Source organism: Tsukamurella sp. DT100, assembly GCF_049844855.1.
Classification (GTDB): Bacteria; Actinomycetota; Actinomycetes; order Mycobacteriales; family Mycobacteriaceae; genus Tsukamurella.
This window is the reverse complement of the sequence record NZ_JBNCLV010000001.1, coordinates 628,251-651,630: the sequence shown is the minus strand read 5'-3', so window position 1 is coordinate 651,630 and position 23,380 is coordinate 628,251. Positions and strand designations below refer to the sequence as shown.

Genomic DNA, 23,380 nt, shown 5'->3' with positions numbered 1-23,380 from the left:
GTAAGGACCACCGTCATGACCGACACCCTGGGCACGACCGCCTCCACCGCCACCCACACCGAGGGCCTGCGCATCGGCACCGCCCCCGACTCGTGGGGCGTCTGGTTCGCCGAGCACCCGCGCCAGACCCCGTGGGACCGCTTCCTCGACGAGGTGGCCGAAGCCGGCTACCACTACATCGAGCTCGGCCCCTACGGCTACCTGCCGACCGACCCCGAACGCCTGCGCGACGAGCTCGCCGAGCGCGACCTCGAGCTGTCCGGCGGCACCATCTTCACCGGCTTCCACAAGGGCGCCGACCAGTGGGACCGCGCCTGGAAGCAGGTGAGCGACGTCGCCACCCTCGTCGGTGCCCTGGGCGCCGAGCACATCGTCGTCATCCCCGACCTGTGGCGCTCCGATCTCACCGGCGAGGCCCTCGAGTCCCGCACCCTCGACGACGAGCAATGGAAGGCGCTCGCCGCCGGCCACGACCGGCTCGGAAAGGCGCTCACGGAGGAGTACGGGATCAAGCAGCAGTTCCACTCCCACGCCGACAGCCACGTCGGCACCACCGGCGAGGTGGAGCGCCTCCTCGCCGAGACGGACCCGCGCTACGTCAACCTGTGCCTCGACACCGGCCACTTCGCCTACTACGGCGGCGACAACGTGGCCCTCATGCAGCGCCACCCCGAGCGCATCGGCTACCTGCACCTCAAGCAGATCGACCCGGCCCTGATCTGGGAGGTGCTCAAGAACGACACCCCGTTCGCCGACGCCGCCTCCGCCATCATGGTCGAGCCACCCAACGGGATCCCGGACTTCGCCCCCGTCATCGAGGCGGCGCTGCGCATCAACCCGGACCTGTTCGCCATCGTCGAGCAGGACATGCCCGGCTGCGACATCGACCTCCCCGCGGGCATCGCCACCCGGACCCGGCAGCACATCTTCGGCTGCCACCCGCTCACCCGCACCCGCTGATCCCGAACCCGGGCATCGAGCTCGGACCCCGAAGCCCCGCAAGGAGACACCCACAGATGACCAACGACTTCCGCGTCGCCGTGGTCGGCGCCGGCATGATGGGCGCCGACCACGTGCAGCGCATCGCCACCACCACCGCGGGGGCGTCCGTCTCCGCGGTCGTCGAGCCCGACGCGGCCCGCCGGGCCGCCGCCCTCCGACTAGCGCCCGGCGCCGCCGGTTTCGCCGACCTCGACGCCGCGCTCGCCTCGGGCGTCGTCGACGGCGTGCTCGTCGCCACCCCCGGCCAGTTCCACGAGGACGCGCTGCTGAAGGTCCTCGCCGCCGGCCTGCCTGTGCTCTGCGAGAAGCCGCTCACCCAGGATCCCGAGTCCTCCTGGCGCGTCGTCGAGGCCGAGATGGCCGGCGGCCGGCAGCTGATCCAGGTCGGTTTCATGCGCCGCTTCGATCGCGAGTACGAGGAGCTGCGGAAGGTGGTGGCCGCCAAACCCGCCGGCGAGCTCGTCATGCTGCACGCCCGCCACCGCAACGCCTCGGTGCCCGAGAGCTACGTGCAGACGATGCTCATCAACGACTCCGTGGTGCACGAGTTCGACGTCGTGCCGTGGCTGGCGGGCGGCGTCGTCACTTCGGTCGAGGTGAAGTACCCGCGCCGCAATTCGCGGAGCCCGGAGCACCTGCGCGAGCCGATCCTCGTCCTGATGGAGCTCGACAACGGGGTCCTCGTCGACGTCGAGATGAACGTCTCCATCGAGTTCGGCTACCAGGTCGAGACCGAGGCCGTCTTCGAGCAGGGCGTCGCCCGCATCGGCGAGCCCGCGGGCCTGCAGATGTGGCAGCAGGGCCGGTTCTCGGTCGCCGACCACGCCGACTTCACCACCCGGTTCCGCGACGCCTACGACCGCCAGGTGCAGGCCTGGGCCGACGCCGCGAAGGCGGGCACCATCGCCGGACCGTCGGCCTTCGACGGCTACAAGGTGGCCGTGTGCTGCGCCGCCGGCGTCAAGGCACTGGAGACGACCGGCCCCGTGCCCGTCGAGCTCCCCGAGATGCCGGCGTTCTACGCCGAGCGCGCCTAGGGGGCAGCGTGGTCCGCATCGCCCTCGATCCCACGCCGTACCACTCGACGCACGACTTCGAGGACTTCTTCGACGTGGCCGCCAAGGCCGGCTACGAGTGGATCCAGCTGACCCCGCACGCCGACTTCATCCCGTTCTTCGCGCACCCGCGCGTGGACCGGGCGCAGCTCGCGCGCGTGCGCAAGCGCGCCGCCGACGCGGGCGTCGCGATCACGTCGCTGCTCCCGGTGCAGCGCATCTCGTGGCCCGACGAACCGCAGCGCGAGGCGGCCGTGCGGAACTTCCGGCGCATCATCGCGATCGCCGCGGAGCTCGAGGCGCCCGTCATCAACACCGAGTTCAGCGGCCGGCCCGAGCGCGCCGAGGAGTCCGAGGCGGGCTTCTACCGCAGCATGGAGGAGCTCGTCCCGCTCCTCGAGCGGGAGGGCGTCACGCTCAACATCGACCCGCACCCCGACGACTTCGTCGAGGACGGGCTCGAGGCCTGGCGGATCATCCGCGGGCTGGACACCCCGGCCGTCGGCTTCGTGTACGTGGGCAGCCACACCTTCCACTACGGCGACCGCGCGGCCACGCTGATCCCGCAGCTGGGGGAGCGGCTCGGCGCCGTGTACGCCGCGGACAGCTTCGATCACCGGCGCTCGCACGGCCTGCGGTACATCACCAACCCGCCCGGCAACGCGGTCCGCGTGCACCAGCACCTCACCATCGGCGACGGCGATGTGGATTGGGACGAGCTGTTCGGCCACCTCGGCGCTTCCGGGTTCCTCGCCCGCGAGGACGCGATCATCTGCTCCAACGTCTTCGCCGAGGACGAGCGCGCCGACGAGGTGTCCGCGCTGCAACTCGAGAAGATCCGGTCGCTGGTCGCGGCGCACGCGTGAGCGGCCGCGTCGTGCGCGGCGACTACGCTGGACGTCGTGACTGAGTCTTCCGCCGCACCGTCGAACGCCGCCGCGCCCGGGTCCGTCCGCGTGCGCTTCTGCCCGTCGCCCACCGGCACGCCGCACGTCGGCATGGTGCGCACCGCGCTGTTCAACTTCGCTCACGCGCGACACACCGGGGGCACCTTCGTCTTCCGGATCGAGGACACGGACGCCGCCCGCGACAGCGAGGAGAGCTACGCCGCGATCCTCGAGTCGCTGCGCTGGCTCGGACTCGACTGGGACGAGGGGCCCGAGGTGGGCGGACCCTACGGCCCCTACCGCCAGTCCGAGCGCAAGGACCTGCACCTGGACGTCGTGCGCCGCCTCGTCGAGGGCGGCTACGCCTACGAGGCCTTCTCGACCCCGGAGGAGGTGGAGGCGCGGCACGTGGCCGCCGGCCGGAACCCGAAGCTGGGCTACGACAACTTCGACCGCGACCTCACCGACGAGCAGAAGGCCGGGTACGTCGCCGAGGGTCGCAGCCCCGTCGTGCGGCTGAAGATGCCCGACCACGACTTCACCTGGAACGACATGGTGCGCGGCGAGACCACCTTCGCCGCGGGCAGCGTCCCCGACTTCGCCCTCACGCGTGCGAACGGCGACCCGCTGTACACCCTGGTCAACCCCGTCGACGACGCGATGATGAAGATCACGCACGTCCTGCGCGGCGAAGACCTGCTCAGCTCCACCCCGCGGCAGATCGCGCTGTACGAGGCGCTGGAGGCGATCGGCGTCGCCGAGCGCACCCCTGAGTTCGGACACTTGCCCTTCGTGATGGGGGAGGGCAACAAGAAGCTCTCCAAGCGCGACCCCGAGTCCAACCTCTTCCACCACCGCGACCGCGGCTTCATTCCGGAGGGGCTGCTCAACTACCTCGCGCTGCTCGGCTGGGGCATCTCGGCCGACAACGACGTCTTCAGCCTCGACGAGATGATCGCCGCCTTCGACGTGCACCGGGTCAACTCGAACCCCGCGCGCTTCGACCAGAAGAAGGCCGACGCGATCAACGCCGAGCACATCCGCCTCCTCGCCTCCGAGGACTTCGAGGCGCGCCTGCGGGCCTTCCTCGTCGACCGGGGCTTCGTCGACGGTGCGCGCCTCGGCGCGGAGTTCCCGACCGCCGCCGAGCTCGTGCAGACCCGCATCGTGGTCCTCTCGGACGCCTGGGATCTGCTGAAGTTCCTCTACGTCGACGAGGCCGACTTCGAAGTCGATCCCGCGGCCGCCGCGAAGAACATCAAGGCCGACGCCGGCCAGGTGCTCGACGAGAGCATCGCCGCGCTCGACGGGCTCTCGGACTGGACCACCGACGCCATCGAGGGCGCTCTCAAGGGCCGGCTCATCGACGAGCTCGAGCTCAAGCCGCGCAAGGCCTACGCCCCGATCCGCGTGGGCGTCACGGGCTCGCCGATCAGCCCGCCGCTGTTCGAGTCGCTGGAGCTCCTCGGGCGGGAGCGGACGCTGAGCCGGCTCGTGGCCGCCCGCGCCCTGGTGCCCGCCGACGGTGCCGCCCCGCAGTAGGGGATGACCTGGCGATTTGGCGTTCCCAGTGCGGCTGGGTAAGCTGGATCGCGGCTCAAAACGAGGTCGGAAACGACTTCGAACTGAGTCAGTGGCCTATGGTGTAATTGGCAACACGGCTGATTCTGGTTCAGTTGTTCTAGGTTCGAGTCCTGGTAGGCCAGCGTGACAGCGCCCTCCGCGTGCGGAGTGCGCAGTCCTAGCCCCCGTCGTCTAGCGGCCTAGGACGCCGCCCTCTCACGGCGGTAGCGTGGGTTCGAATCCCATCGGGGGTACGTTCGATGCAGGTGTGCTACCTTCATCGACATCGTCGAGGCGCCTCGTGCGCGTCGGCAGCAGTTCTAGCCCCCGTCGTCTAGCGGCCTAGGACGCCGCCCTCTCACGGCGGTAGCGTGGGTTCGAATCCCATCGGGGGTACAACGGAAGGCCCGGATCATGCGATCCGGGCCTTCGTCGTTCCTCCCCGGAGCTATCCCACCGGCACGGCGCGCGGCGCTGCGGTGCGGTTCTCCTCGGCCAGCCCCGACGGCGTGAACGCCGCGGCCAGCCCGATCCCCAGCAGGGACACCACGATGCCGCTGATCGCCGCCCACGTCGCGTCCGTGCCGATGCCGTAGCCCTGCAGCACGGCCTGGAGTGCCGCGGTGGTCAGATAGACGGCGTTGCGCCAGCGGGACTCGCAGTTGACCACCGCGATGAGCAGTGTGACGGCTGCGAGCACCAGCGAGGTCCAGGCCGCGGCCTGGTTCCCCGGGATGAGGCCGCCCGCGGCCAACAGCGTGACGAGCGGGCCCGCGGTGGCGTACAGCGCGCGCCGGACCGATTCGGGGATCCTCCGCGGGAGGATCCGGCTCCTGTTCTCCTCCATGATCTCCACCTCTTCCGGTGTCAGGCGGCCGGCGCCGCGCCGGCCGCATCGGGTGCGCCGGCCGCGCCGACCACCGTGGTTCCGTCGGGCGACCAGTACAGCCGCCCGTGTTCGAAGTCCTGCCGCACGCCGCCGTCGGCGAGCCTCATCTCCGACGAGACGGGCCATCCCAGAGGCCCCTTCTCGTAGCCGTCGCGGGCCCAGCGGGCGCCGATCGTGCCCGCCACGAAGAAGCCCTGCGCCGCGTCGCGGCGCCGGTAGAGCACCCCGCGCTCGAAGGCCTCGACCTGCCCGTCCGGCAGCTCGGTGTGGTCGACCACCGGGTAGCCGAGGGGGCCGTTCTCCCGCTGGTAGGACGTGTAGGACTCCAGCAAGCGGGTCGGCACGGCGTGCGCCCCGGTGAGGGCGGTCCAATAGATCGTGCCGCCCCGGAAGGCCGCGAACCAGCCGCGCTCGTCGGGGCAGGCGACCGCGACGAGGTCCTTCCGCGGGCCGAGCCAGTCGGCGGCCCGGGCAGCGACGGCGCCGATCGCGGCCTCCGCCTGCGCCGCGGCGTCGATCGGCGGCGGGACGGGCACCGGGCCCGCGGCGGCCAGCGCTGCGGGAGCGCCGGCCTTGGCGGCGTCCGCGGGAGCCGCCGCGCCGCTGAACACGGCGACGTCCGCGGCGAAGACGTCCCAGGGGAAGCCGTCGCCCACGTCGGTGTGGTCGCCGATGCCCAGCGCGCGGGTGACGTACCGGTGATCGCTGATGCCGTCGGTGACCCGGTACGGCGGGGCGACGACGGTCGTGGCGAAGCCGTACTTGCGCGCGTCCGCCACCGCGAGCCACGCCGCGATCGTGAGGTCGGCGCGGCGCTCGAGCCAATCGGCGCGCGACCACCCGGCGTGACTGCCCGCGAAGCACAGATTGATCGTGTACGGGTTGGCGCTGAGCACGCTCCACGAGGCGAAGTCGGTGTCGACGACGTCGCACACGACCCCGTCCCGCACGGTGTAGTGGTAGCTGGCGCCGTGCGCCGCGTCGTTGCAGAAGGCGGCGAGGCGCTCGGCGGTGCTGTTCCCCTCCTCGGTGTGCAGGAGGAAGTTCCGGATCACCGCGCCGTTGCGCGACGAGCGGGAACCGCCCATCCGGTCGAGTTCGGTGTAGGCGGGTGCGGGGGACATCGCGACTCCGTTCGCGTCGTCGGGAAAGGGTGACGGGGCGGCCGCGGCCAAGCGGTCGTAGATCGCCTGCGCCTGCGCCATCCGCTCGTCGTAGCGGTCGGGGAAGGCCGAGCGCTGGACCTGCTGGGCGTACCAGCCGGGCGTGTGGGCGGGCGAGTCGAAGGGCTGCGCCTTGAGTGCCGTGTAGAACAGGCGCGAGCTCAGGGTGGGGTCCATGCGCTCCCGCGCGCTCGAGCCCCACCACGGCGCCCGCTGTTGCAGGGGCCCGACGCTGTTCGCGTCCGAGCCGACGGCGTCGTGGGGTTCCTTGAGGGAATCGGGGTCGGCGGCGTTGGCGTAGACGGTGAGGTTCGATTCGACGAGGCCGGTCGCCAGGCAGATCACGATCCCGCGCTCGGAGACGCCGGACCGGCGCCCCTCCGCGATGAACGCGGCTGCGACCGCATCGCGGGTGTACGCGCTCATACCGGCACCACCGACTTCTTCCAGCTGCAGACACGGGCGAGCAGGTCGATCCCGGAGACCGGCCGGTTCGCGCTGTCGCGCCACATGGGGAGGCCGTACGCGGTGGTGTGCTGTCCGCTCGCGAAGCCCGACAGATCTGCCGGCCAGGACCACCACCCCGGGTCGAACCAGTGCCCGACGTTCGCGAGATCGGAGACGACGTCCTCGATCCCGTCGTCGACGAGCTGCGCGATCAGGCGGTTCGGGTCGGTCAGGGTGAATGCCATCACCGGACCGGCGAAGGCGTGCAGGGGCGATACGGCGGGGCAGGAGGTCATCACGTCGCCGGGACTGGCGATCTCGAACAACGGCACCGGCGACCGCTGGTCGTTCGGCACGGTCCCGGTGCCGCCCGTCGCGTAGATGCCGAAGCGGTTCGGCGCGATCGGCAGCCCGTAGGAGACGCCCGCCCGCCGGCTGGGGTCGGCGATGGTGCCGACCATCAGGCAACCCGCCGTGTCAGCACTTGTCTTGAGCCACCGGTTCACGCCGACGGCGCCGAGCGAGTAGCCGAGAACGATGTAACGGTCCCCGGGGTGGAGCGCCGCGGTCCGGCTGCGGAGCCAGTCCACCACCTGCGTCGCGCTGTTGTCGCCCGACGGTGCCAGCGGATCGCGGGCGGCGTTGTCGAGGCTGATCGCGGCGCTGTAGATCACCTGTTCCACGGTGACCTCGCGCAATTGCCGGGTGACGTTGTCCAGCATGTTGCCCGAGACGGGTTCGCCGGTGCCCCGGGCGCAGAAGACGAAAACGGACATTCGCTCGCTCCTTCGGTGCGGAGATCGCCGGGGCGGGAGAGGGATTCCGCTGGTGCGTACGGCGATCTGAAGGAAAGTCTGCGCAGGAGCGACGCCGAGCACACGAGTAGCGCACTACCTGATTTCTCGCCGGCTCCGTGGACGGCGGTGCGAGATCAGCCGCGGCGGATCGCAAACATCGAATTTTCGACCATTAGTACCCGAATCAACGTGCCGGGCAGGAAAACCCGGGAGATTCGACCTGCGCAGTCGGGCCGCACCGGGACTAGGATAGGTGTTCATGCGACAGCAGTTGCGGATCGTCGAGCGGGGGCGCGAGTACGACGACGTCCGCGCGGCGCTCGATGCGGGGTCCGCGGGCTGTGGGGTCATCGTGACGGGGGACGCCGGCGTCGGCAAGACGACGCTCGCGCGGTCGGTCGCGGCGGATTCGAAGCTGCACGTGCAGTGGGTCGCGGGAACGGAATCCGCGCGCGGGATCCCCCTCGGGGTGTTCGCGCATCTCGTCGGCCCGGCCACCTCCACCGATCCGGTCACCTACCTGTCGGCGGCGCGGGAATCGCTGCTCGCGGACGGGCACCTCGTCGTCGGCGTGGACGATGCGCATCTGCTCGACGAGCTCTCGGCGACCCTGCTGCACCAACTCGCCATCGACCGCGCCGTCCACCTCATCGCGACGGTCCGCAGCGGCGAGGCGGTGCCCGACGCCATCACCAGCCTGTGGAAGGACGGCCACGTCGTCCGGATCGCGCTGGATCCCTTCACGCTGGAACAGAGCGTCGAGCTGGTCGAGGCGGCGGTCGGCGGCCGCCTCGAGGGCCTGTCCGCGCGCCTGATGTGGGAGGCCTCCGGTGGGAACGCGCTCTACCTCAAGCACCTCGTGCAGGGGGCGCTGGAATCGGGGGCGCTGCGCGAGGTCGGCGGCGTGTGGCAGATGCGCGGACGGGCGGCGGTGACCTCGGAGTTGGCCTCGCTCCTCGACGGGCGCGTCGATCACCTCGACGACGCCGTGCTGCACGTGCTGAAGCTGCTGACGCTCTGCGAGCCGATCGACCTCGACGTGCTGGCCGACCTCGGTGGGGACGACGCCGTGGAGAAGGCCGAGGCCGAGGGGCTGATCCGGATCGCCCGCGAGGGCCGCGCGCTCTCGGTCCGCTACGCGCATCCGCTCTTCGGCGAGGTGATCCGGGGCCGGCTGGGATTCGCCGCGTCGCGGCGGCTGCGCGGGGACCTCGTCGAGGCACTGGGGCGGCGCGAGGTCTCCTCGGCGTCGGACCGGATCCGGCTCGCGGGACTGGCTCTCGACAGCGACGCCGACCTCGAACCGGGCCTGCTGTGCGATGCCGCCCGCGACGCCCTGATGCTCGCGAACGTCCCGATGGGGGAGCGCTTCGCCCGCGCCGCACTGGACGGCGGGGCCGGGCTGCCCGCCGCGTGCCTCCTGGCGCGCGCGCTGATGTGGCAGGGCGAGGCGGCCGAGTCCGACCGGGTGCTCCGGGCCTTCGACCCCGACGATCTCGACGAGGTCGAGCTCGTGCTGTGGGGCGCGCAGCGGATCGGGAACCTGTTCTGGGCGGTCGGCGACGTGGCCGCCGCGAACGAGGTGCTAGCGCTGCTGGCCGAGCGCGTCGAGGCGCCCGTCCTCGCACTCATCGTGCAGGGCATCGGGGCGGCGTGCGCCGCGTTCACCGACGACCTGCCGCGGGCGCTGGAGCTGGCGGACGGCGTCATCGGGTCGCCCGCGGCAACGCCCTGGGCCGTGGAATGGGCCGTCTTCGCAGGCGGTTTCGCGCGGGCGCTGGCCGGCCGCGGCGACGACGTGGCGGCGCTCGCGGTGCGTGGCCGCGAGGCCGAACCGCACACGGACGGCGTGCTGCGGTTCCCCGCGGGCTACGGGGAGATCCTCGCGCTGACGCTCACCGGGGCCTTCGAGCGCGCCCGCGCCGCGGCGCAGCGCTACGTCGAGTTCCGTTCCGCGGGGCAGTTCCTCGCGTGGGCGCTCTCCGGCATCCATGTCAGCGCGGTCGACCTCGCGGAGGGGAACTACGCGCGGGTCGTCCAGCAGGCGGAGCAGACCCTGGCGACGGTCCGCGACCGCCCCGACGTCTCGTGGGTCTTCCCCGCGCGGTTCCAGCTGGCGCAGGCGTACGCCGCGCTCGGCGAGGCGGAGGCGGCGGCCGCGGCGATGCTCGACGCCCGCCGGCATTTCGGGGACAACGTGGCGGTGTTCGGCCACCAGCTCATGATCGCGCAGGCGTGGCAGGAGGCGGCGGCGGGGACCACGTCCGCGGCGATCGCCACCTCCCGAGCGGCGGCCGACGCCGCGGGGGTGAGCGGGCAGCACGCCCTCGAGGCGGAGGCGCTGCACACCGCCGCGCGGCTCGGTGACGCGGAGCCCGGGATCGCCGACCGCCTCGATGCGCTCGCGGAACGACTGGACGGCGTGCTGGTCCCGGTGTACGCCCGGCACGCCCGCGCGCTGGCCGACCGGGACGGTGCGGGCCTCGACGCCTGCGCGGCGGAGTTCGAGCGGATCGGCGCCCTGCCCTCGGCGGCGGATGCGGCCGCTGCGGCGGCGAGCATGCACGCACTGGCGGACGCACGGAGCGCGATGCACGCCTCCGCGGCCACCGCGGACCGTCTGGCCGCGGCCTGTGGCGGCCTGCGGACGCCCGCACTCGCGGAGTCCGCCCACCCGCTCCCGCTCACCACCCGGGAGCGGGAGATCGCGAATCTCATCGCCGCCGGACTCACGAACAAGGAGATCGCGGACCGGCTGTTCCTGTCGGTCCGGACGGTCGAGGGGCACATCTACCGCGCCTGCGCCAAGGTGGACGCGACCGATCGCGCGGGCCTCGCGTCCGCGCTCGTGCGGGGGCGCCGCGATGCGGCCCGAATCGAGTAGCCCACTACTCGTGACCGCTGTCCGCCCGCTTCGTACGGTCGGACCATGAACGCCATCCGGAAGCCGAAGACCCTGGTGATCTGCTGCGACGGCACGTGGCAGAAGCCCGACAACAAGCACGTCTCGAACGTGGAGAAGATCGCCCGCGGCGTGGCCCCCGTCGGGCACGACGGCGAGCCCCAGATCATCTACTACCAGCGCGGCGTGGGCTCCGCCGGCAGCCGGATCGAGCGCGTTCTCGCGGGTGCCTTCGGGTTCGGGCTCGACGCGAACATCCTCGACTGCTACTGCTTCCTGGCGCTCAACTACGAGCCGGGCGACCGGATCTCGGTGTTCGGCTTCAGCCGCGGCGCCTACACGGCGCGAAGCCTCATCGGGATGATCTCCCACGTCGGCCTGCTGACCCCGGACGGCGTCGCGCAGGACAAGCTGCCCGAGGCGATGTCCGTGTACCGGACGCGGCCGCCGGGCGAGAAGAAGGACCCGAAGCACGACGCGGACCTCGCGAGGCTGCAGCCGTACTGCTACGACGAGGGCGTCGTCACCATCGACAATCTGGGCGTCTTCGACACCGTCGGCGCCCTGGGCCTCCCCGGCATCGCCCGCGAGAAGTACCGGTTCCACGACGTCGAGCTCAGCCCGAAGGTGAACCGCGCCCGACAGGCCCTCGCGCTCGGCGAGCGCCGCCGGCCCTTCGCGCCCTGCCTGTGGGGCGGCGCGCACCGGGACATCCGGCAGGTGTGGTTCGACGGCGTCCACCTCGACGTGGGCGGAGGGTACGAGAACTCCTTCTACTCGGACCGGTCCCTGCTCTGGATGGTCGGCGAGGTGGCGCAACGCGGCCGGCTGCGGGAGTCCGTGCGGCCCAAGGCCGCCGTCCGGCCGGAGGACTACGACGACTATCCGGGGCTGCGCTTCGACTGGTCCATGCTCGGGCCGGGCCTGTGCTCCACAGGCCCCGTCGAGAACGATTCGCTGGGCTTCGGATATCGGATCGCCAACGCCCTCGCGGCGATCCGCGACCTGTGGCGCCGGCCCGGGCCCGGCGTCGTGCCGGTCTTCGCCGGCGGGTGGCGCACCATGGCGCCGACCGCGCCGAGCGTGAACGATCCGGACGGCCGCGCCTACGACGTCCACCTCGAACGCAGCGCCGCCCAGCGCGGGATCAACCCGAACACGGCGATCTGGGTGGCCGAGGTGCGCGGCACCCTCAGCCTGAAGCCCGACGGCTCTACCGGGCCGGCCGACGTGCACGCGCTGGACAATCTCTACACCGAGGTCCCCACCTTCGCGGCCCTCAGCGCGCCGCCCGCGAGTGGGACGCTCAGAGCTGGCTGATCACGTCGAAGTCGCAGCCCTCCGCGCGCGCCAGGTACATCCGCTGATGCGCGTGGCCGTCGCGGAGCGCCATGTTGCCGCGGGCCCCTTCGTAGTGCACGCCGCCGACCCCCGCCATGATGTCCCGGACGTCCGTGCTGCGCACCGTCGACAACAGGGACTCGAGCAGGAGCATGCCCTCGAAGCAGGACTCGCCCATCGACGTCGGGGTGCAGGCGTCGGGGCCGAAGCGGCCGAAGTAGCGGGCGCCGAACTCCATCGACTCGGACGTCACCACGGAGTCGAAGTAGCCCGCCGAGGCGAACAGGTCGCGCGTGGCGTCCGGGCCCGAGGCCATCAGCATGTGCTCGTCCATGAGCGGCGAATAGCGCACGAAGGCACCGTCGAGGCCGGCCGCCGCGAAGGCCCGGTTGAACTCGACCGCGTCCTGCCCGAGGAGGAGCATGAGCACGCCGTCGGCGTCGGAGCGCGCGATGTCGGTGACGACGGACGAGAAGTCCTCGGTGCCGACGGGGACGAAGCGCGCGCCCACGAGATCGTCGCCGAGGCGGCGCGCGAAGCGCACGCACGCCTTCGCGCTGTCGCGGGCCCAGAGGTAGTCGCTGCCGACGATCCACCACCGGCGCAGTCCGCGTTCCCGGCGGAGCCATTCGAGGGCGGGGAGGATCTGCTCCTCGGGCGTCTCGCCCGTGAGGAAGACGCCGGCCGTCGACTCGCCGCCCTCGTAGAGGGCGGTGTAGACGTAGGGCACTCGCAGGTCGAGCCGCGCGGAGAGCGCGCGCCGCACGTCGGAGGTGTGCCAGCCGACGATGGCGTCGATCTCGCCCGCCGCCAGCAGGGATTCGACCTCGCGCGTCACGTTCGCCACGCCGGTGGCGGAGTCGATGGGGCGCACGGTCAACTCGCGCCCGAGGATCCCGCCCCGGGTGTTGATGTCGTCGGCGGCCAGCGTCGTGCAACTGAGGCACGACGGTCCGAACAGCCCCGCGGGGCCACGTCGGGGGTACAACAACCCAACGGTGTACTCGCTCATGGACGTCCGCTCGTCTGAAGTCCTGCCCTACGGACCGGTGTGCAGACGAGCCTACGCGGAGCGCGCCCGCAGCCGGGGAAGAACGCGATACAGTGGTCGTGGATTGCGATGACACAGTCGAGGATCGGGGCGGACATGGACGCGAGCGCGGACCTGCGGGAGGCGCCGGCGCGCACCGCTTTCGCGGCCGTCTGCGAGGCCGACGATCTCGTCATGAACGTCCTCACTCCGGCCCTCGCGGAGCACGACCTCACCGTCGAGCACTTCCGCGCGCTGCGCCTGCTCGCCGCGGTCGAAGGTGCCACCGTCGGCGAGCTGGCGGCCCGGACCGGCACCACTCCGTCGTCCACCACCCGCCTGGTCGACCGCCTGGTCGAGCGCAACCTCGCGTACCGGCGACCCGCTCCGGGCGACCGGCGCAGTGTTCTGCTGACGCTCTCCGACACCGGCCGTGAGGTCTGGGAGTCGCTCGTCCTGCGCCTGTCGTAGCAACCCCTACCTGCGTTTTCACCGATTCCGCTGCGCACATCGAGCTGTCCGCGAATACTACCGATCAGAGATAGTGCCGAATCGGTAATAAATCGGGAGTCGCGATGACCACACTCGGATTGCTCTTCGTCGGAGCCGTTCTGTTCGTCAACGGGGCCTGGTTCCTCGGGGCGATCTCCGCCCGCGAGGCGGGCGTCTTCAACCTCTTCGTCGGGGCGATACAGGTCGTCCTACCGACGCTCGCGGTCGTCGCCGCCGACGGTGACCTCGGCGGGGTCTTCGGGGCGGGGTCGAGCTACCTGTTCGGCCTCACCTACCTCTACGTCGGCGTCAACAACCTCATGGGCAACGACGGCCGCGGCCTCGGCTGGTACTCGCTCTTCGTGTCCGCCATGGCGATCGTCTTCGGCGTCTTCTCCTTCTCGGCGGACCCCGTCTTCGGCGTCATCTGGTTCGTCTGGGCCGTGATGTGGCTGTTGTTCTTCCTCATCCTGGCCGTCGGGAAGACCTCGCTCATGTCCTTCACCGGCTGGCTGATCCTCGTCGGCTCGCACCTGACCGCGACGATCCCCGCGCTGCTGATCTGGCGGGGGAACTGGCCCACCAGTACGTCGGCGGCCCTGTGGGCGGTGGTGATCGCCGTCGCGCTCCTGGTGCTGAGCGCCGTGGCGGCGCGGGTGCTGCCGTCGCTGCCGGCTCCGGCGTCCGCGCTCCAGTCCGTGCCGGCGGCCGCCGCGCCCGAGGCCGCCTGATCCTGCAACCCCTGCCCTGCAACGACATCAACGAAATCAACGAAAGGTCCCACCATGCGTCACGGAGACATCTCCTCCAGCCCGGACACCGTCGGCGTCGCCGTCGTCAACTACAAGATGCCGCGCCTGCACGACCGTGCCGGGGTCATCGAGAACTGTCACAAGATCGCCGAGATGATCGTCGGCATGAAGGCCGGCCTGCCGGGCATGGACCTCGTCGTCTTCCCCGAGTACTCCACGCAGGGCATCATGTACGACCCCGACGAGATGTACGCCACCGCCGCCGCGATCCCCGGCGAGGAGACGAAGATCTTCTCCGACGCCTGCCGCAAGGCCGGCACCTGGGGCGTCTTCTCCATCACCGGTGAGCAGCACGAGGACCACCCGAACAAGCCGCCCTACAACACCCTGATCCTCATCAACGACCAGGGCGAGATCGTCCAGAAGTACCGCAAGATCATCCCGTGGGCCCCCATCGAGGGCTGGTACCCCGGCAGCTCCACCTATGTCGTGGACGGCCCCAAGGGGCTCAAGGTCTCGCTCATCGTCTGCGACGACGGCAATTACCCGGAGATCTGGCGCGACTGCGCCATGAAGGGCGCGGAGCTCGTGGTGCGCTGCCAGGGCTACATGTACCCGTCGAAGGATCAGCAGGTGCTCATGGCCAAGGCCATGGCCTGGGCCAACAACGTCTACGTCGCCGTCGCCAACGCCGCCGGCTTCGACGGCGTCTACTCCTACTTCGGCCACTCGGCGATCATCGGCTTCGACGGCCGCACGCTCGGCGAGACCGGCGAGGAGGAGTACGGCATCCAGTACGCGCAGCTCTCCGTCTCGACGATCCGCGACGCCCGCAAGCACGACCAGTCGCAGAACCACCTCTTCAAGATCCTCCACCGCGGCTACACGGGCATCCACGCCGCGGGCGAGGGCGACAAGGGCGTCGCCGAGTGCCCCTTCGACTTCTACAAGCTGTGGGTCACCGACGCCGAGGCCGCGCGGGAGCAGGTCGAATCCTTCACGCGCGACACGATCGGCGTCGCCGACTGCCCCGTCGGGACCCTGCCCACCGAGAAGACCCGCGAGGCGTAGACCGTGCCCTTCATCACCGATCGCCTGGCCGCCGAGGGCGTCGCCGTCGGCGGCCAGGCGTCCGGCCACTCCGAGTCCCGCCCCACCGACGCCGAGTTCGCCAAGGCGGCGGTCGGGCGGGTCGACGCGGCGCGGATCCTGGCGCAGCTGCGCGCCAACGTCTTCGGACAGGACCACGCGATCGAGTCGATCTTCAAGACCCTTTCGGTGGTGCAGGCGGGCCTCACGGACAAGACCCGTCCGCTCGCCAGTCACCTGCTGGTCGGCCCCACCGGGACCGGCAAGACCGAGATCGTCCGCCAGCTGGCCTCCGCGCTGCGGACGGGGCCGGACGACTTCTGCCAGGTGGACATGTCGGCCATGGCGCAGGAGCACTACGCCGCGTCCTTCGCCGGGGCGCCGCCCGGCTACTCCGGCTCGAAGGAGGGGCTCAGCGTCTTCGACCGCGACCGCATCGAGGGCACCGTCTCCATGCCCGGGATCGTGCTCTTCGACGAGGTGGAGAAGGCCCACACCACGGTGCTGCGGGCCCTGCTGCACGTGCTGGACCGGGGTCAGCTGACCCTGGCGAACGGGCAGCAGCGCTACGACTTCCGCAACTGCCTGGTGTTCATGACCTCCAACCTCGGCAGCCGCGAGCTGCGCGCCGAGCAGGAGCGTCCGTGGCACCGGGCCGGGCGCTCGGTCTCCCGGCTGCTGCCCGCGCCGGCGGGGGAGCGGGTGGACCGCGTCCTGGAGGGGCGCCTCGACCGGATCTCGGAGCAATCGATCGCCCGGTTCTTCGATCCCGAGTTCCTCAACCGGATCGACGAGGTGACGCTCTTCGAGGAGCTCTCCCAGGACACCGCGGTGGAGGTGGCCCGGCACGAGCTGGAGATGTTCGCGGACCGGGCCCGCGAGCGGGGCGTGGACCTGACGATCGACGACGCGGTCGCCGCCCATCTGGTGGAGACCGGCTTCGACCCGGTGTACGGGGCGCGCTCCGTCCGGCGCGCGATCCGGCACGACGTCTGGCCCATTGTGGCCGAGGCCGTGATCGCGCACCGCGCGGCGCGCATGGCGGACACGACGAGCCGCGTCTCCGCGGTCCTCGTGGTCGACGGTGCCGCGGTGCGCTGCCGGGTGGGCGGTCCGGCGGCGTAACGGCTCAGATCCGGCGCTGCAGCGCCTCCGCCGCCTGCAACAGGTCGGCGGCCCACCGGGCGCCGGGCCGCCGGCCCATGCGGTCGGTCGGGCCGGACACGGAGATCGCCGCGATCACCTCGCCGCGCGGATTGCGGACCGGCGCCGAGACGCTGGCGACGCCCGACTCGCGCTCGCCGGCGCTCTGCGCCCAGCCGCGCTTGCGGACCTCGGCGAGCGCGCGGTCGCTGAAGAAGGAGTCGGTCCGGGGATCCGCCCACGCCGCGAGCACCTTCGCGCCCGAGCCGGCGGTCATCGGGAGCCGGGATCCCACCGGTACGGTGTCGCGCAGGCCCGAGGGCGGCTCGGCGGCGGCGACGCACACCCGGTGATCGCCCTCGCGGCGGTAGAGCTGGACCGACTCCCCGGTGATCTCGCGGAGCCGGGGCAGGACCATCGCCGCCGTGTCGACGAGCGCGTCGGCGGTGCTGGCCGCGAGCTCGCGCAGCGCGGACCCGGGCCGCCACAGGCCGTCCCCGTCCCGAGTGAGCAGGCCGTGCAGCTCCAGCCCGACGGCCAGACGGTGCGCCGTCGCCCGCGGCAGGCCGGTGCGGCCGCACAGCTCGGCGAGGCTCGCCGGCTCCTCCGCGGCCGCGCGCAGCACGGCCACCGACTTGTCGAGCACGCCGATGCCGCTCACCGGGGTGAGGCTTTCGGGGGTGTCCGACGGTGCGGTATCATTTCCCATAGTTCGATACTAGGCTCTCGCATGGTGGGATTCAACGCGCAGCCCGCGTCCGCCGGCGGAGCGAAGATCATGGAGCAGGTGGGAAGCATGCAGCCGCGCACAATGGCCGAGAAGGTCTGGGATCAGCACGTCGTCGTCAAGGGGGAGGGCGAGGGCGCCTCGCGCGAGCCCGACCTCATCTACATCGACCTGCACCTCGTGCACGAGGTGACGAGCCCGCAGGCCTTCGACGGCCTGCGCCTGGCCGGCCGGCCGGTGCGGCGCCCCGACCTCACGATCGCCACCGAGGACCACAACGTGCCCACCGACACGCTGGTCCAACCCATCGCCGACGAGGTCTCCCGCACCCAGGTGGAGACCCTGCGCCGCAACTGCGCCGAGTTCGGCGTCCGCCTGCACTCCATGGGCGACGGCGAGCAGGGCATCGTCCACGTGATGGGACCGCAGCTCGGTCTCACCCAGCCGGGCATGACGGTCGTCTGCGGCGACAGCCACACGTCCACGCACGGAGCCTTCGGCGCCATCGCGATGGGTATCGGCACCTCGGAGGTCGAGCACGTGCTGGCCACCCAGACCCTGCCGCTCAAGCCGTTCAAGACCATGGCCATCAACGTCTCCGGCGAGCTGCAGCCCGGCGTCACCTCCAAGGATCTGATCCTGGCGATCATCGCCAAGATCGGCACCGGCGGCGGCCAGGGCTACGTCCTCGAGTACCGCGGCAGCGCCATCGAGAAGCTCTCGATGGAGGCGCGGATGACCATCTGCAACATGTCGATCGAGGCCGGCGCCCGCGCCGGCCTGATCGCGCCCGACCGGATCACCTACGACTATCTCGAGGGGCGCGACCACGCGCCGAAGGGCGCCGACTGGGACGCCGCGATCGAGGCCTGGGACGCCCTTCGCACCGACGAGGGCGCGGTTTTCGACGCCGAGGTCGACATCGACGGCAGCGCGCTCACTCCCTTCGTCACCTGGGGCACGAACCCCGGCCAGGGCCTGCCGTTGAGCGCCTCGGTGCCCGATCCCGAGTCCTTCGGCTCGGACGGCGAGAAGGAGACCGCCGCGAAGGCCCTGCAGTACATGGGCCTCGAGGCGGGCACCCCGCTGCGCGACATCGCCGTGGACGCCGTCTTCGTCGGCTCGTGCACCAACGGCCGGATCGAGGACCTGCGCGCCGTCGCCGAGATCCTCCGCGGCCGCAAGGTGGCAGAGGGCGTCCGCATGCTCGTCGTACCCGGGTCGATGCGCGTGCGCGCCCAGGCCGAGGAGGAGGGCCTGGGGCAGGTCTTCCTCGACGCCGGCGCCGAGTGGCGGCAGGCCGGCTGCTCGATGTGCCTGGGCATGAACCCGGATCAGCTCGCCGCCGGCGAGCGCTCCGCGTCCACGTCGAACCGCAACTTCGAGGGGCGCCAGGGCAAGGGCAGCCGCACGCACCTGGTCTCGCCGGCGGTCGCCGCCGCGACGGCCGTCCGCGGCACCCTCTCCGCCCCGGCCGATCTGGCCCCCGTCGCCGGCGCGTAGCGCCCGCCCGTCCGCATTCCAAGGAGAACGAGCATGGAAGCCATCGTCACCCACACCGGCATCGGCGTGCCGCTGCGCCGCACCAACGTCGACACCGACCAGATCATCCCCGCCGTCTACCTCAAGCGCGTGACCCGCACCGGATTCGAGGACGGGCTGTTCTCGGCCTGGCGCGGCGATCCGAACTTCATCCTCAACACCCCGCCCTACGACCGCGGCTCGGTGCTCGTCGCCGGACCGGATTTCGGCACCGGCAGCTCCCGCGAGCACGCCGTGTGGGCTCTCATGGACTACGGCTTCCGGGTGGTCATCTCGTCGCGGTTCGCGGACATCTTCCGCGGCAATTCGGGCAAGGCGGGTCTCGTGGCCGCTCTGGTCGAGCAGGAGAACGTCGAGCTGCTCTGGAAGGCCCTCGAGAACGATCCCGGGCTGGAGATCACCGTCGACCTCGAGGACAAGACGGTGACCGCCGGGGACTTGGTAGTTCCCTTCACGATCGACGACCCGGTCCGATACCGCTTGATGGCCGGTCTGGACGACATCGGCATCACTCTGCAGCAGGACGAGGCCATCGCCGAGTTTGAAAGCCGCAGGCCCGCATACAAACCCGTGACCCTGTAGGTCGAAAATCCGTCAGTGGCGGCACCGGATCGAACCGGTGCCGCCACTTGTCATTCCGACACATCTTCGATCAAATCTGGCGTGGCTCTTGGATTGAATGCAATTCTGCGTTTACGGTGTCCCTAGTTGGCTCAGCGGTGAGCCTCCGACCACAGAGGGAAGATCGTCCATGAACAAGGCAGAACTGATCGAGGCGCTCACCGAGAAGCTGGGCACCGACCGCCGGACCGCCGGCGCCGCCGTCGAGGCGATCGTGGACACGATCGTCCGTGCCGTCCACTCCGGTGAGTCGGTGACCATCACGGGCTTCGGCGTCTTCGAGCAGCGCAAGCGCGCCGCTCGCGTCGCCCGCAACCCCCGCACCGGCGAGACCGTCAAGGTCAAGCCCACGTCCGTGCCCGCGTTCCGTCCCGGTGCGCAGTTCAAGGCCGTGATCTCCGGCTCGGCCAAGCTGCCGGCCTCGGGTCCCGCCGTCCGCCGCAGCTCGGCCACGGCGGCCGCGCCCGCCAAGAAGACGGCGGCGAAGAAGGCTCCGGCGAAGGCCGCCAAGGCGGCCGCCACCAAGGCGGCCGCGAAGAAGGCTCCGGCGAAGGCGACCAAGGCCGCCCCCGCGAAGAAGGCTCCGGCGAAGACCACGCCGGCCAAGAAGGCCGCGACCAAGGCTCCCGCGAAGAAGGCTCCCGCGAAGACCACGCCGGCCAAGAAGGCCGCGACCAAGGCCCCCGCGAAGAAGGCCGCGACCAAGGCCCCCGCCAAGAAGGCTCCCGCGAAGGCCACCCCGGCCAAGAAGGCCGCGACCAAGGCCCCCGCCAAGAAGGCGCCGGCCAAGAAGGCTCCCGCCAAGAAGGCCGCCAAGAAGTAGACGCCGCCCGTCGAACCCCGCTGCCCCTGGAGCCTCAGTGCTCCAGGGGCAGTGGGCTGTCGATGTGGTCCATGGTCAGCAGGCGCCCGCCCTCGGTGGTGAGCACCCACACGCTGGCCTTGCGGTTGCGGGCCGCGGGCAGGCGCACGTCGTCCGCCCCCGCCCACCACGCGGTGAGGTCGGGGATCACGCCGCCCTGGCTGCACACCACGGGCACAGTGCCCGATTCCTCGCCCATCCGCGCGATCTCGCGGATCCGGCGACGGGCAGCCGCGGGATCGCGGGCGTAGGCCGTCTCCGACATCGTCGGCTCCTCCGCCAGAGGCAGGCCCGTCTCGGCCGCCAGCGGCTCCAGGGTCTGCGTGCACCGCACCGGCGGCGCCGAGAGTAGGCGGCCGGGCCCGAACGCCCCCAGGAGGTCCACGAGGGCCTCCGCCTGGGCCCGCCCGTTCCGGTCCAGGGGCCGCGCCAGGTCGTCGCCCTGATAGCCCTGCTTCCGACCGGCCTTGGCGTGCCGGACGATCAGCATCGTCGCTGTGGACCGCGGCTGCTTGCCGAAGGCCCGCAGGATCCGCCGGTCGATCGGATAGCTCAGCAGGGCGGTGGCGGCCCGCACGGACAGCCAGCGCAGCTCGTCGGTCTCCTCGTTCGGCGCGAAGACACCGGAACCCGCGAGGGCCGACCAGTATCCGACGCGCTTGCGCACCGTCGCCCCGCCCGGGCCGTGCCGTTTGCGCCGGGGCACGTCGTACGAGACCTGGCCGACGGCGCGCACGAACCGGGCGGAGAAGCCCGTCTCCTCGACGACCTCGCGCAGCCCGGCCACGACGGGGTTCTCGTCGGACTCCACATGCCCCTTGGGCAGCGACCAGTCGTCGTACCGCGGCCGGTGCACCACGGCCACTTCCGGACCGTCCGGGGTGGGGCGCCAGAGCACGCCCCCGGAGGCGCGGACGACCGCGCCCTCGCCTCCGCCGCTCACCGCAGGCTCGCGCGGTGCGCGCGCATCAGTTCCCGCTGGTGATCCCGGACGGCCTCGCCCGGGACGGGGGAGGCGTTCCAGTTCCCGTCACCGTCGAGCACCCAGCAGCGGGTGGCGGGATCGAGTGCGGAGTCGAACATCTCGCCCAGCTGCCGCGCGAGGCGAGGGTCCTTCACCTGCGCCATCACCTCGACGCGGCGATCCAGGTTGCGGTGCATCATGTCGGCGCTGCCGATCCAGAACTCGTCCGCGCCGCGGAAGTGCAGGATCCGGGAGTGCTCGAGGAACTGCCCGAGAATCGATCGGACGGTGATGTTCTCGCTCACCCCCGGGACGCCGGGCCGCAGCGCGCAGATGCCCCGGACGACGACCTCGACGGGCACGCCCGCCTGGCTCGCGCGGTACAGCGCGTCGATGATCTGCTCGTCCACCACGGCGTTCGCCTTGAGCTGCACGCCGGCCGGCTTGCCCGCGCGCTGCAGCTCGATCTCGCGATCGATCCGCTCCACGATGCCCGACCGGATGCCGTGCGGCGCCACCATCAGGTTGCGGTACTCCTCCTTGCGGGAGTAGCCCGTGAGCCGGTTGAACAGATCCGTCAGGTCCGCGCCCAGATCGGGATCGGCGGTGAACAGGCCGACGTCCTCGTACAGGCGCGCGGTCTTGGGGTTGTAGTTGCCCGTACCGATGTGGCAGTACCGGCGGATCGTCGAGCCCTCGCGGCGGACCACCAGGCAGGTCTTGCAGTGGGTCTTCAGGCCCACGAGGCCGTAGACCACGTGCACCCCGGCCTGCTCCAGCTTCCTGGCCCACTTGATGTTCGCCTGCTCGTCGAAGCGGGCCTTGATCTCGACCAGGGCCACGACCTGCTTGCCGGCCTCGGCGGCGTCGATCAGCGCGTCGACGATCGGCGAATCGCCCGAGGTGCGGTACAGGGTCTGCTTGATCGCCAGGACGTGCGGATCCGCCGCCGCCTGCTCGATGAACCGCTGCACGCTGGTCGAGAAGGAGTCGTACGGGTGGTGGACCAGGACGTCGCCCTCACGGAGCGTGGAGAAGACGCTCTTGGGCGTCTCCCGCTCGCCGAACGCGGGGTGGGTCACGGGGACGAAGGGCTTCTCCTTCAGGTCCGGACGGTCGACGCCGTACAGCTCGAACATGCAGTTCAGATCGAGCAGGCCGGGAACGGTGATGACGTCGGCCGGGTCCACGTCCATCTCGCGCAGCAGCAGCTCGAGCATGTGCTCGGACATGTCCTCCGCCACTTCGAGGCGGACCGGCGAGCCGAAGCGGCGCCGCGCGAGCTCCCGCTCGAGGGCCTGCAGCAGATCCTCGTCGCGGTCCTCCTCGACCTCGAAATCCGCGTTGCGCGTGATGCGGAAGACGTGATGCTCCGACACCGTCATCCCCGGGAAGAGGACGTCGAGGTGCGCGGAGATCAGGTCCTCGAGAGGGAGCACCGCGTGGTCCATCCGCTCGCTGCGGACCGAGACCATCCGGGCGACGTTGTCCGGCACCTTCACGCGCGCGAAATGCTCGCCGCCCGTGGCCGTGTCGACCACCGCCACTGCCAGGTTGAGCGAGAGGCCCGAGATGTACGGGAAGGGGTGCGCAGGGTCGACGGCGAGCGGCGTGAGCACGGGGAAGACCTGCGTGTGGAAGTACGCGGAGAGGTTCTCGCGTTCTGCGGGCGAGAGATCGGCCCAGCTGACCACCGAGATGCCCTGCGCCGCCAACTCCGGGCGCACGGCGTCGCTGAACACGAGGGCGTGCTTGTGCGAGAGTTCCTGGGTCCGCTGGGAGATCAGGCGCAGTTGCTCGCGGGGCGTGAGGCCGTCGGCGGATCGGACCGAGAGGCCCATCTGGTCGCGGCGCTTGAGCCCGGCCACCCGGACCATGAAGAACTCGTCGAGGTTCGAGGCGAAGATCGCCAGGAACTTCGCGCGGTCCAGCAGCGGCAGCGAGGCGTCCTCCGCCATCGCCAGCACCCGGGCGTTGAAGTCGAGCCAGCTCAGTTCCCGGTTGAGGTAGCGGTCCGCGGGCAGGTCGCTGGGGACCTCGGGCGGCGCTGCGGGCGGCGCCGTCGGGATCGCCGTCGGCCGTCCGGACGGCGGACCGGCCGGCTCGGCCACC

The 23,380-nt window shown here is 71.2% G+C and carries 20 protein-coding genes and 3 tRNA genes; 16 read left to right on the top strand and 7 right to left on the bottom strand.

Annotated features, from left to right (window positions below):
* The first annotated feature begins 15 nt into the window (after positions 1 to 15).
* The 7 genes from ACLQ3K_RS03205 (at position 16) to ACLQ3K_RS03175 (ending at position 4,903) form a co-directional block, all read left to right on the top strand.
* On the top strand, positions 16 to 960 hold the full coding sequence (locus tag ACLQ3K_RS03205) for a sugar phosphate isomerase/epimerase family protein (RefSeq protein ID WP_425996909.1): 945 nt from the start codon (positions 16 to 18) through the stop codon (positions 958 to 960).
* 56 nt (positions 961 to 1,016) lie between these two features.
* A complete protein-coding gene (locus ACLQ3K_RS03200) occupies positions 1,017 to 2,039 on the top strand; it encodes a Gfo/Idh/MocA family protein (RefSeq protein WP_425996907.1) in 1,023 nt (340 codons plus the stop codon).
* An 8-nt stretch (positions 2,040 to 2,047) separates the two neighbouring features.
* Positions 2,048 to 2,923, top strand: a complete 876-nt coding sequence (locus tag ACLQ3K_RS03195) for a sugar phosphate isomerase/epimerase family protein (RefSeq protein ID WP_425996905.1) — start codon at positions 2,048 to 2,050, stop codon at positions 2,921 to 2,923.
* 36 nt (positions 2,924 to 2,959) lie between these two features.
* Positions 2,960 to 4,486, top strand: a complete 1,527-nt coding sequence (gene gltX / locus ACLQ3K_RS03190; RefSeq protein WP_425996903.1) for a glutamate--tRNA ligase — start codon at positions 2,960 to 2,962, stop codon at positions 4,484 to 4,486.
* 92 nt (positions 4,487 to 4,578) lie between these two features.
* A tRNA-Gln gene (locus ACLQ3K_RS03185) sits at positions 4,579 to 4,650 on the top strand.
* Positions 4,651 to 4,688: 38 nt separating this feature from the next.
* A tRNA-Glu gene (locus ACLQ3K_RS03180) sits at positions 4,689 to 4,761 on the top strand.
* A gap of 69 nt (positions 4,762 to 4,830) precedes the next feature.
* Positions 4,831 to 4,903, top strand: a tRNA-Glu gene (locus tag ACLQ3K_RS03175).
* 52 nt (positions 4,904 to 4,955) lie between these two features.
* Here the strand turns inward: ACLQ3K_RS03175 and ACLQ3K_RS03170 are convergent.
* The 3 genes from ACLQ3K_RS03170 to ACLQ3K_RS03160 are packed head-to-tail and all read right to left on the bottom strand — an operon-like array spanning position 4,956 to position 7,782.
* Positions 4,956 to 5,354: a phage holin gene (locus ACLQ3K_RS03170; RefSeq protein ID WP_425996901.1), complete on the bottom strand. Its 399-nt coding sequence runs from the start codon at positions 5,352 to 5,354 to the stop codon at positions 4,956 to 4,958.
* Positions 5,355 to 5,374: 20 nt separating this feature from the next.
* A complete protein-coding gene (locus ACLQ3K_RS03165; RefSeq protein WP_425996899.1) occupies positions 5,375 to 6,985 on the bottom strand; it encodes an N-acetylmuramoyl-L-alanine amidase in 1,611 nt (536 codons plus the stop codon).
* Complete coding sequence (locus ACLQ3K_RS03160) at positions 6,982 to 7,782, bottom strand: hypothetical protein (protein WP_224646808.1); 801 nt, start codon at positions 7,780 to 7,782, stop codon at positions 6,982 to 6,984. The genes ACLQ3K_RS03165 and ACLQ3K_RS03160 overlap by 4 nt, the downstream gene beginning before the upstream one ends.
* Positions 7,783 to 8,062: 280 nt before the next feature.
* Between ACLQ3K_RS03160 and ACLQ3K_RS03155 the strand changes: the two genes are divergently transcribed.
* Both ACLQ3K_RS03155 and ACLQ3K_RS03150 read left to right on the top strand, forming a co-directional pair.
* Positions 8,063 to 10,687, top strand: coding sequence for a LuxR C-terminal-related transcriptional regulator (locus ACLQ3K_RS03155; RefSeq protein ID WP_425996897.1), 2,625 nt, complete (start codon positions 8,063 to 8,065; stop codon positions 10,685 to 10,687).
* A 45-nt stretch (positions 10,688 to 10,732) separates the two neighbouring features.
* On the top strand, positions 10,733 to 12,025 hold the full coding sequence (locus tag ACLQ3K_RS03150; RefSeq protein ID WP_425996895.1) for a DUF2235 domain-containing protein: 1,293 nt from the start codon (positions 10,733 to 10,735) through the stop codon (positions 12,023 to 12,025).
* On the opposite strand, the gene ACLQ3K_RS03145 is transcribed toward ACLQ3K_RS03150, so the two are convergent.
* A complete protein-coding gene (locus tag ACLQ3K_RS03145) occupies positions 12,012 to 13,058 on the bottom strand; it encodes a substrate-binding domain-containing protein (RefSeq protein ID WP_224646811.1) in 1,047 nt (348 codons plus the stop codon). The genes ACLQ3K_RS03150 and ACLQ3K_RS03145 overlap by 14 nt on opposite strands.
* A gap of 108 nt (positions 13,059 to 13,166) precedes the next feature.
* Between ACLQ3K_RS03145 and ACLQ3K_RS03140 the strand changes: the two genes are divergently transcribed.
* From ACLQ3K_RS03140 to ACLQ3K_RS03125, 4 genes are all read left to right on the top strand, one after another.
* Positions 13,167 to 13,547 carry a MarR family transcriptional regulator gene (locus ACLQ3K_RS03140; RefSeq protein ID WP_224646812.1) on the top strand — a complete coding sequence of 127 codons (381 nt, stop codon included), beginning with the start codon at positions 13,167 to 13,169 and terminating at the stop codon, positions 13,545 to 13,547.
* A gap of 104 nt (positions 13,548 to 13,651) precedes the next feature.
* Positions 13,652 to 14,299, top strand: a complete 648-nt coding sequence (locus ACLQ3K_RS03135; protein ID WP_425996893.1) for an AmiS/UreI family transporter — start codon at positions 13,652 to 13,654, stop codon at positions 14,297 to 14,299.
* A gap of 54 nt (positions 14,300 to 14,353) precedes the next feature.
* Positions 14,354 to 15,391: an aliphatic amidase gene (locus ACLQ3K_RS03130; protein WP_068521441.1), complete on the top strand. Its 1,038-nt coding sequence runs from the start codon at positions 14,354 to 14,356 to the stop codon at positions 15,389 to 15,391.
* Positions 15,392 to 15,394: 3 nt separating this feature from the next.
* Entirely contained in the window at positions 15,395 to 16,534 is a 1,140-nt protein-coding gene (locus ACLQ3K_RS03125; protein WP_425996891.1) for an AAA family ATPase, read from the top strand.
* Between the two features lie 4 nt (positions 16,535 to 16,538).
* Here the strand turns inward: ACLQ3K_RS03125 and ACLQ3K_RS03120 are convergent, their stop codons facing one another.
* Positions 16,539 to 17,261, bottom strand: a complete 723-nt coding sequence (locus tag ACLQ3K_RS03120; RefSeq protein ID WP_224646815.1) for an IclR family transcriptional regulator — start codon at positions 17,259 to 17,261, stop codon at positions 16,539 to 16,541.
* An 87-nt stretch (positions 17,262 to 17,348) separates the two neighbouring features.
* Between ACLQ3K_RS03120 and leuC the strand changes: the two genes are divergently transcribed.
* From leuC to ACLQ3K_RS03105, 3 genes are all read left to right on the top strand, one after another.
* Positions 17,349 to 18,782 (top strand): 3-isopropylmalate dehydratase large subunit, encoded by a 1,434-nt coding sequence (leuC, locus tag ACLQ3K_RS03115; protein WP_224646824.1) that lies wholly within the window; start codon positions 17,349 to 17,351, stop codon positions 18,780 to 18,782.
* Positions 18,783 to 18,815: 33 nt separating this feature from the next.
* Positions 18,816 to 19,403: a 3-isopropylmalate dehydratase small subunit gene (leuD, locus tag ACLQ3K_RS03110; protein ID WP_224646818.1), complete on the top strand. Its 588-nt coding sequence runs from the start codon at positions 18,816 to 18,818 to the stop codon at positions 19,401 to 19,403.
* 169 nt (positions 19,404 to 19,572) lie between these two features.
* Positions 19,573 to 20,265, top strand: coding sequence for an HU family DNA-binding protein (locus ACLQ3K_RS03105; RefSeq protein WP_425996889.1), 693 nt, complete (start codon positions 19,573 to 19,575; stop codon positions 20,263 to 20,265).
* A gap of 34 nt (positions 20,266 to 20,299) precedes the next feature.
* Here the strand turns inward: ACLQ3K_RS03105 and ACLQ3K_RS03100 are convergent, their stop codons facing one another.
* Together ACLQ3K_RS03100 and ACLQ3K_RS03095 are read right to left on the bottom strand one after the other, a co-directional pair.
* The gene (locus ACLQ3K_RS03100; protein WP_336671557.1) at positions 20,300 to 21,247 is read right to left on the bottom strand and encodes an NUDIX hydrolase; all 948 of its coding nucleotides are present in this window, start codon (positions 21,245 to 21,247) and stop codon (positions 20,300 to 20,302) included.
* Positions 21,244 to 23,379 (bottom strand): RNA degradosome polyphosphate kinase, encoded by a 2,136-nt coding sequence (locus ACLQ3K_RS03095; RefSeq protein ID WP_425997123.1) that lies wholly within the window; start codon positions 23,377 to 23,379, stop codon positions 21,244 to 21,246. Before ACLQ3K_RS03095 ends, ACLQ3K_RS03100 begins: the two co-directional genes overlap by 4 nt.
* Position 23,380 lies beyond the last annotated feature (1 nt).

Coding starts and splice junctions, on each gene's coding strand:
- ACLQ3K_RS03205 (WP_425996909.1), top strand. CDS start 16: ATGACCGACACCCTGGGCACGACCGCCTCCACCGCCACCCACACCGAG.
- ACLQ3K_RS03200 (WP_425996907.1), top strand. CDS start 1,017: ATGACCAACGACTTCCGCGTCGCCGTGGTCGGCGCCGGCATGATGGGC.
- ACLQ3K_RS03170 (WP_425996901.1), bottom strand. CDS start 5,354: ATGGAGGAGAACAGGAGCCGGATCCTCCCGCGGAGGATCCCCGAATCG.
- ACLQ3K_RS03165 (WP_425996899.1), bottom strand. CDS start 6,985: ATGAGCGCGTACACCCGCGATGCGGTCGCAGCCGCGTTCATCGCGGAG.
- ACLQ3K_RS03160 (WP_224646808.1), bottom strand. CDS start 7,782: ATGTCCGTTTTCGTCTTCTGCGCCCGGGGCACCGGCGAACCCGTCTCG.
- ACLQ3K_RS03155 (WP_425996897.1), top strand. CDS start 8,063: ATGCGACAGCAGTTGCGGATCGTCGAGCGGGGGCGCGAGTACGACGAC.
- ACLQ3K_RS03150 (WP_425996895.1), top strand. CDS start 10,733: ATGAACGCCATCCGGAAGCCGAAGACCCTGGTGATCTGCTGCGACGGC.
- ACLQ3K_RS03145 (WP_224646811.1), bottom strand. CDS start 13,058: ATGAGCGAGTACACCGTTGGGTTGTTGTACCCCCGACGTGGCCCCGCG.
- ACLQ3K_RS03140 (WP_224646812.1), top strand. CDS start 13,167: ATGACACAGTCGAGGATCGGGGCGGACATGGACGCGAGCGCGGACCTG.
- ACLQ3K_RS03135 (WP_425996893.1), top strand. CDS start 13,652: ATGACCACACTCGGATTGCTCTTCGTCGGAGCCGTTCTGTTCGTCAAC.
- ACLQ3K_RS03130 (WP_068521441.1), top strand. CDS start 14,354: ATGCGTCACGGAGACATCTCCTCCAGCCCGGACACCGTCGGCGTCGCC.
- ACLQ3K_RS03120 (WP_224646815.1), bottom strand. CDS start 17,261: ATGGGAAATGATACCGCACCGTCGGACACCCCCGAAAGCCTCACCCCG.
- leuC (WP_224646824.1), top strand. CDS start 17,349: ATGCAGCCGCGCACAATGGCCGAGAAGGTCTGGGATCAGCACGTCGTC.
- leuD (WP_224646818.1), top strand. CDS start 18,816: ATGGAAGCCATCGTCACCCACACCGGCATCGGCGTGCCGCTGCGCCGC.
- ACLQ3K_RS03105 (WP_425996889.1), top strand. CDS start 19,573: ATGAACAAGGCAGAACTGATCGAGGCGCTCACCGAGAAGCTGGGCACC.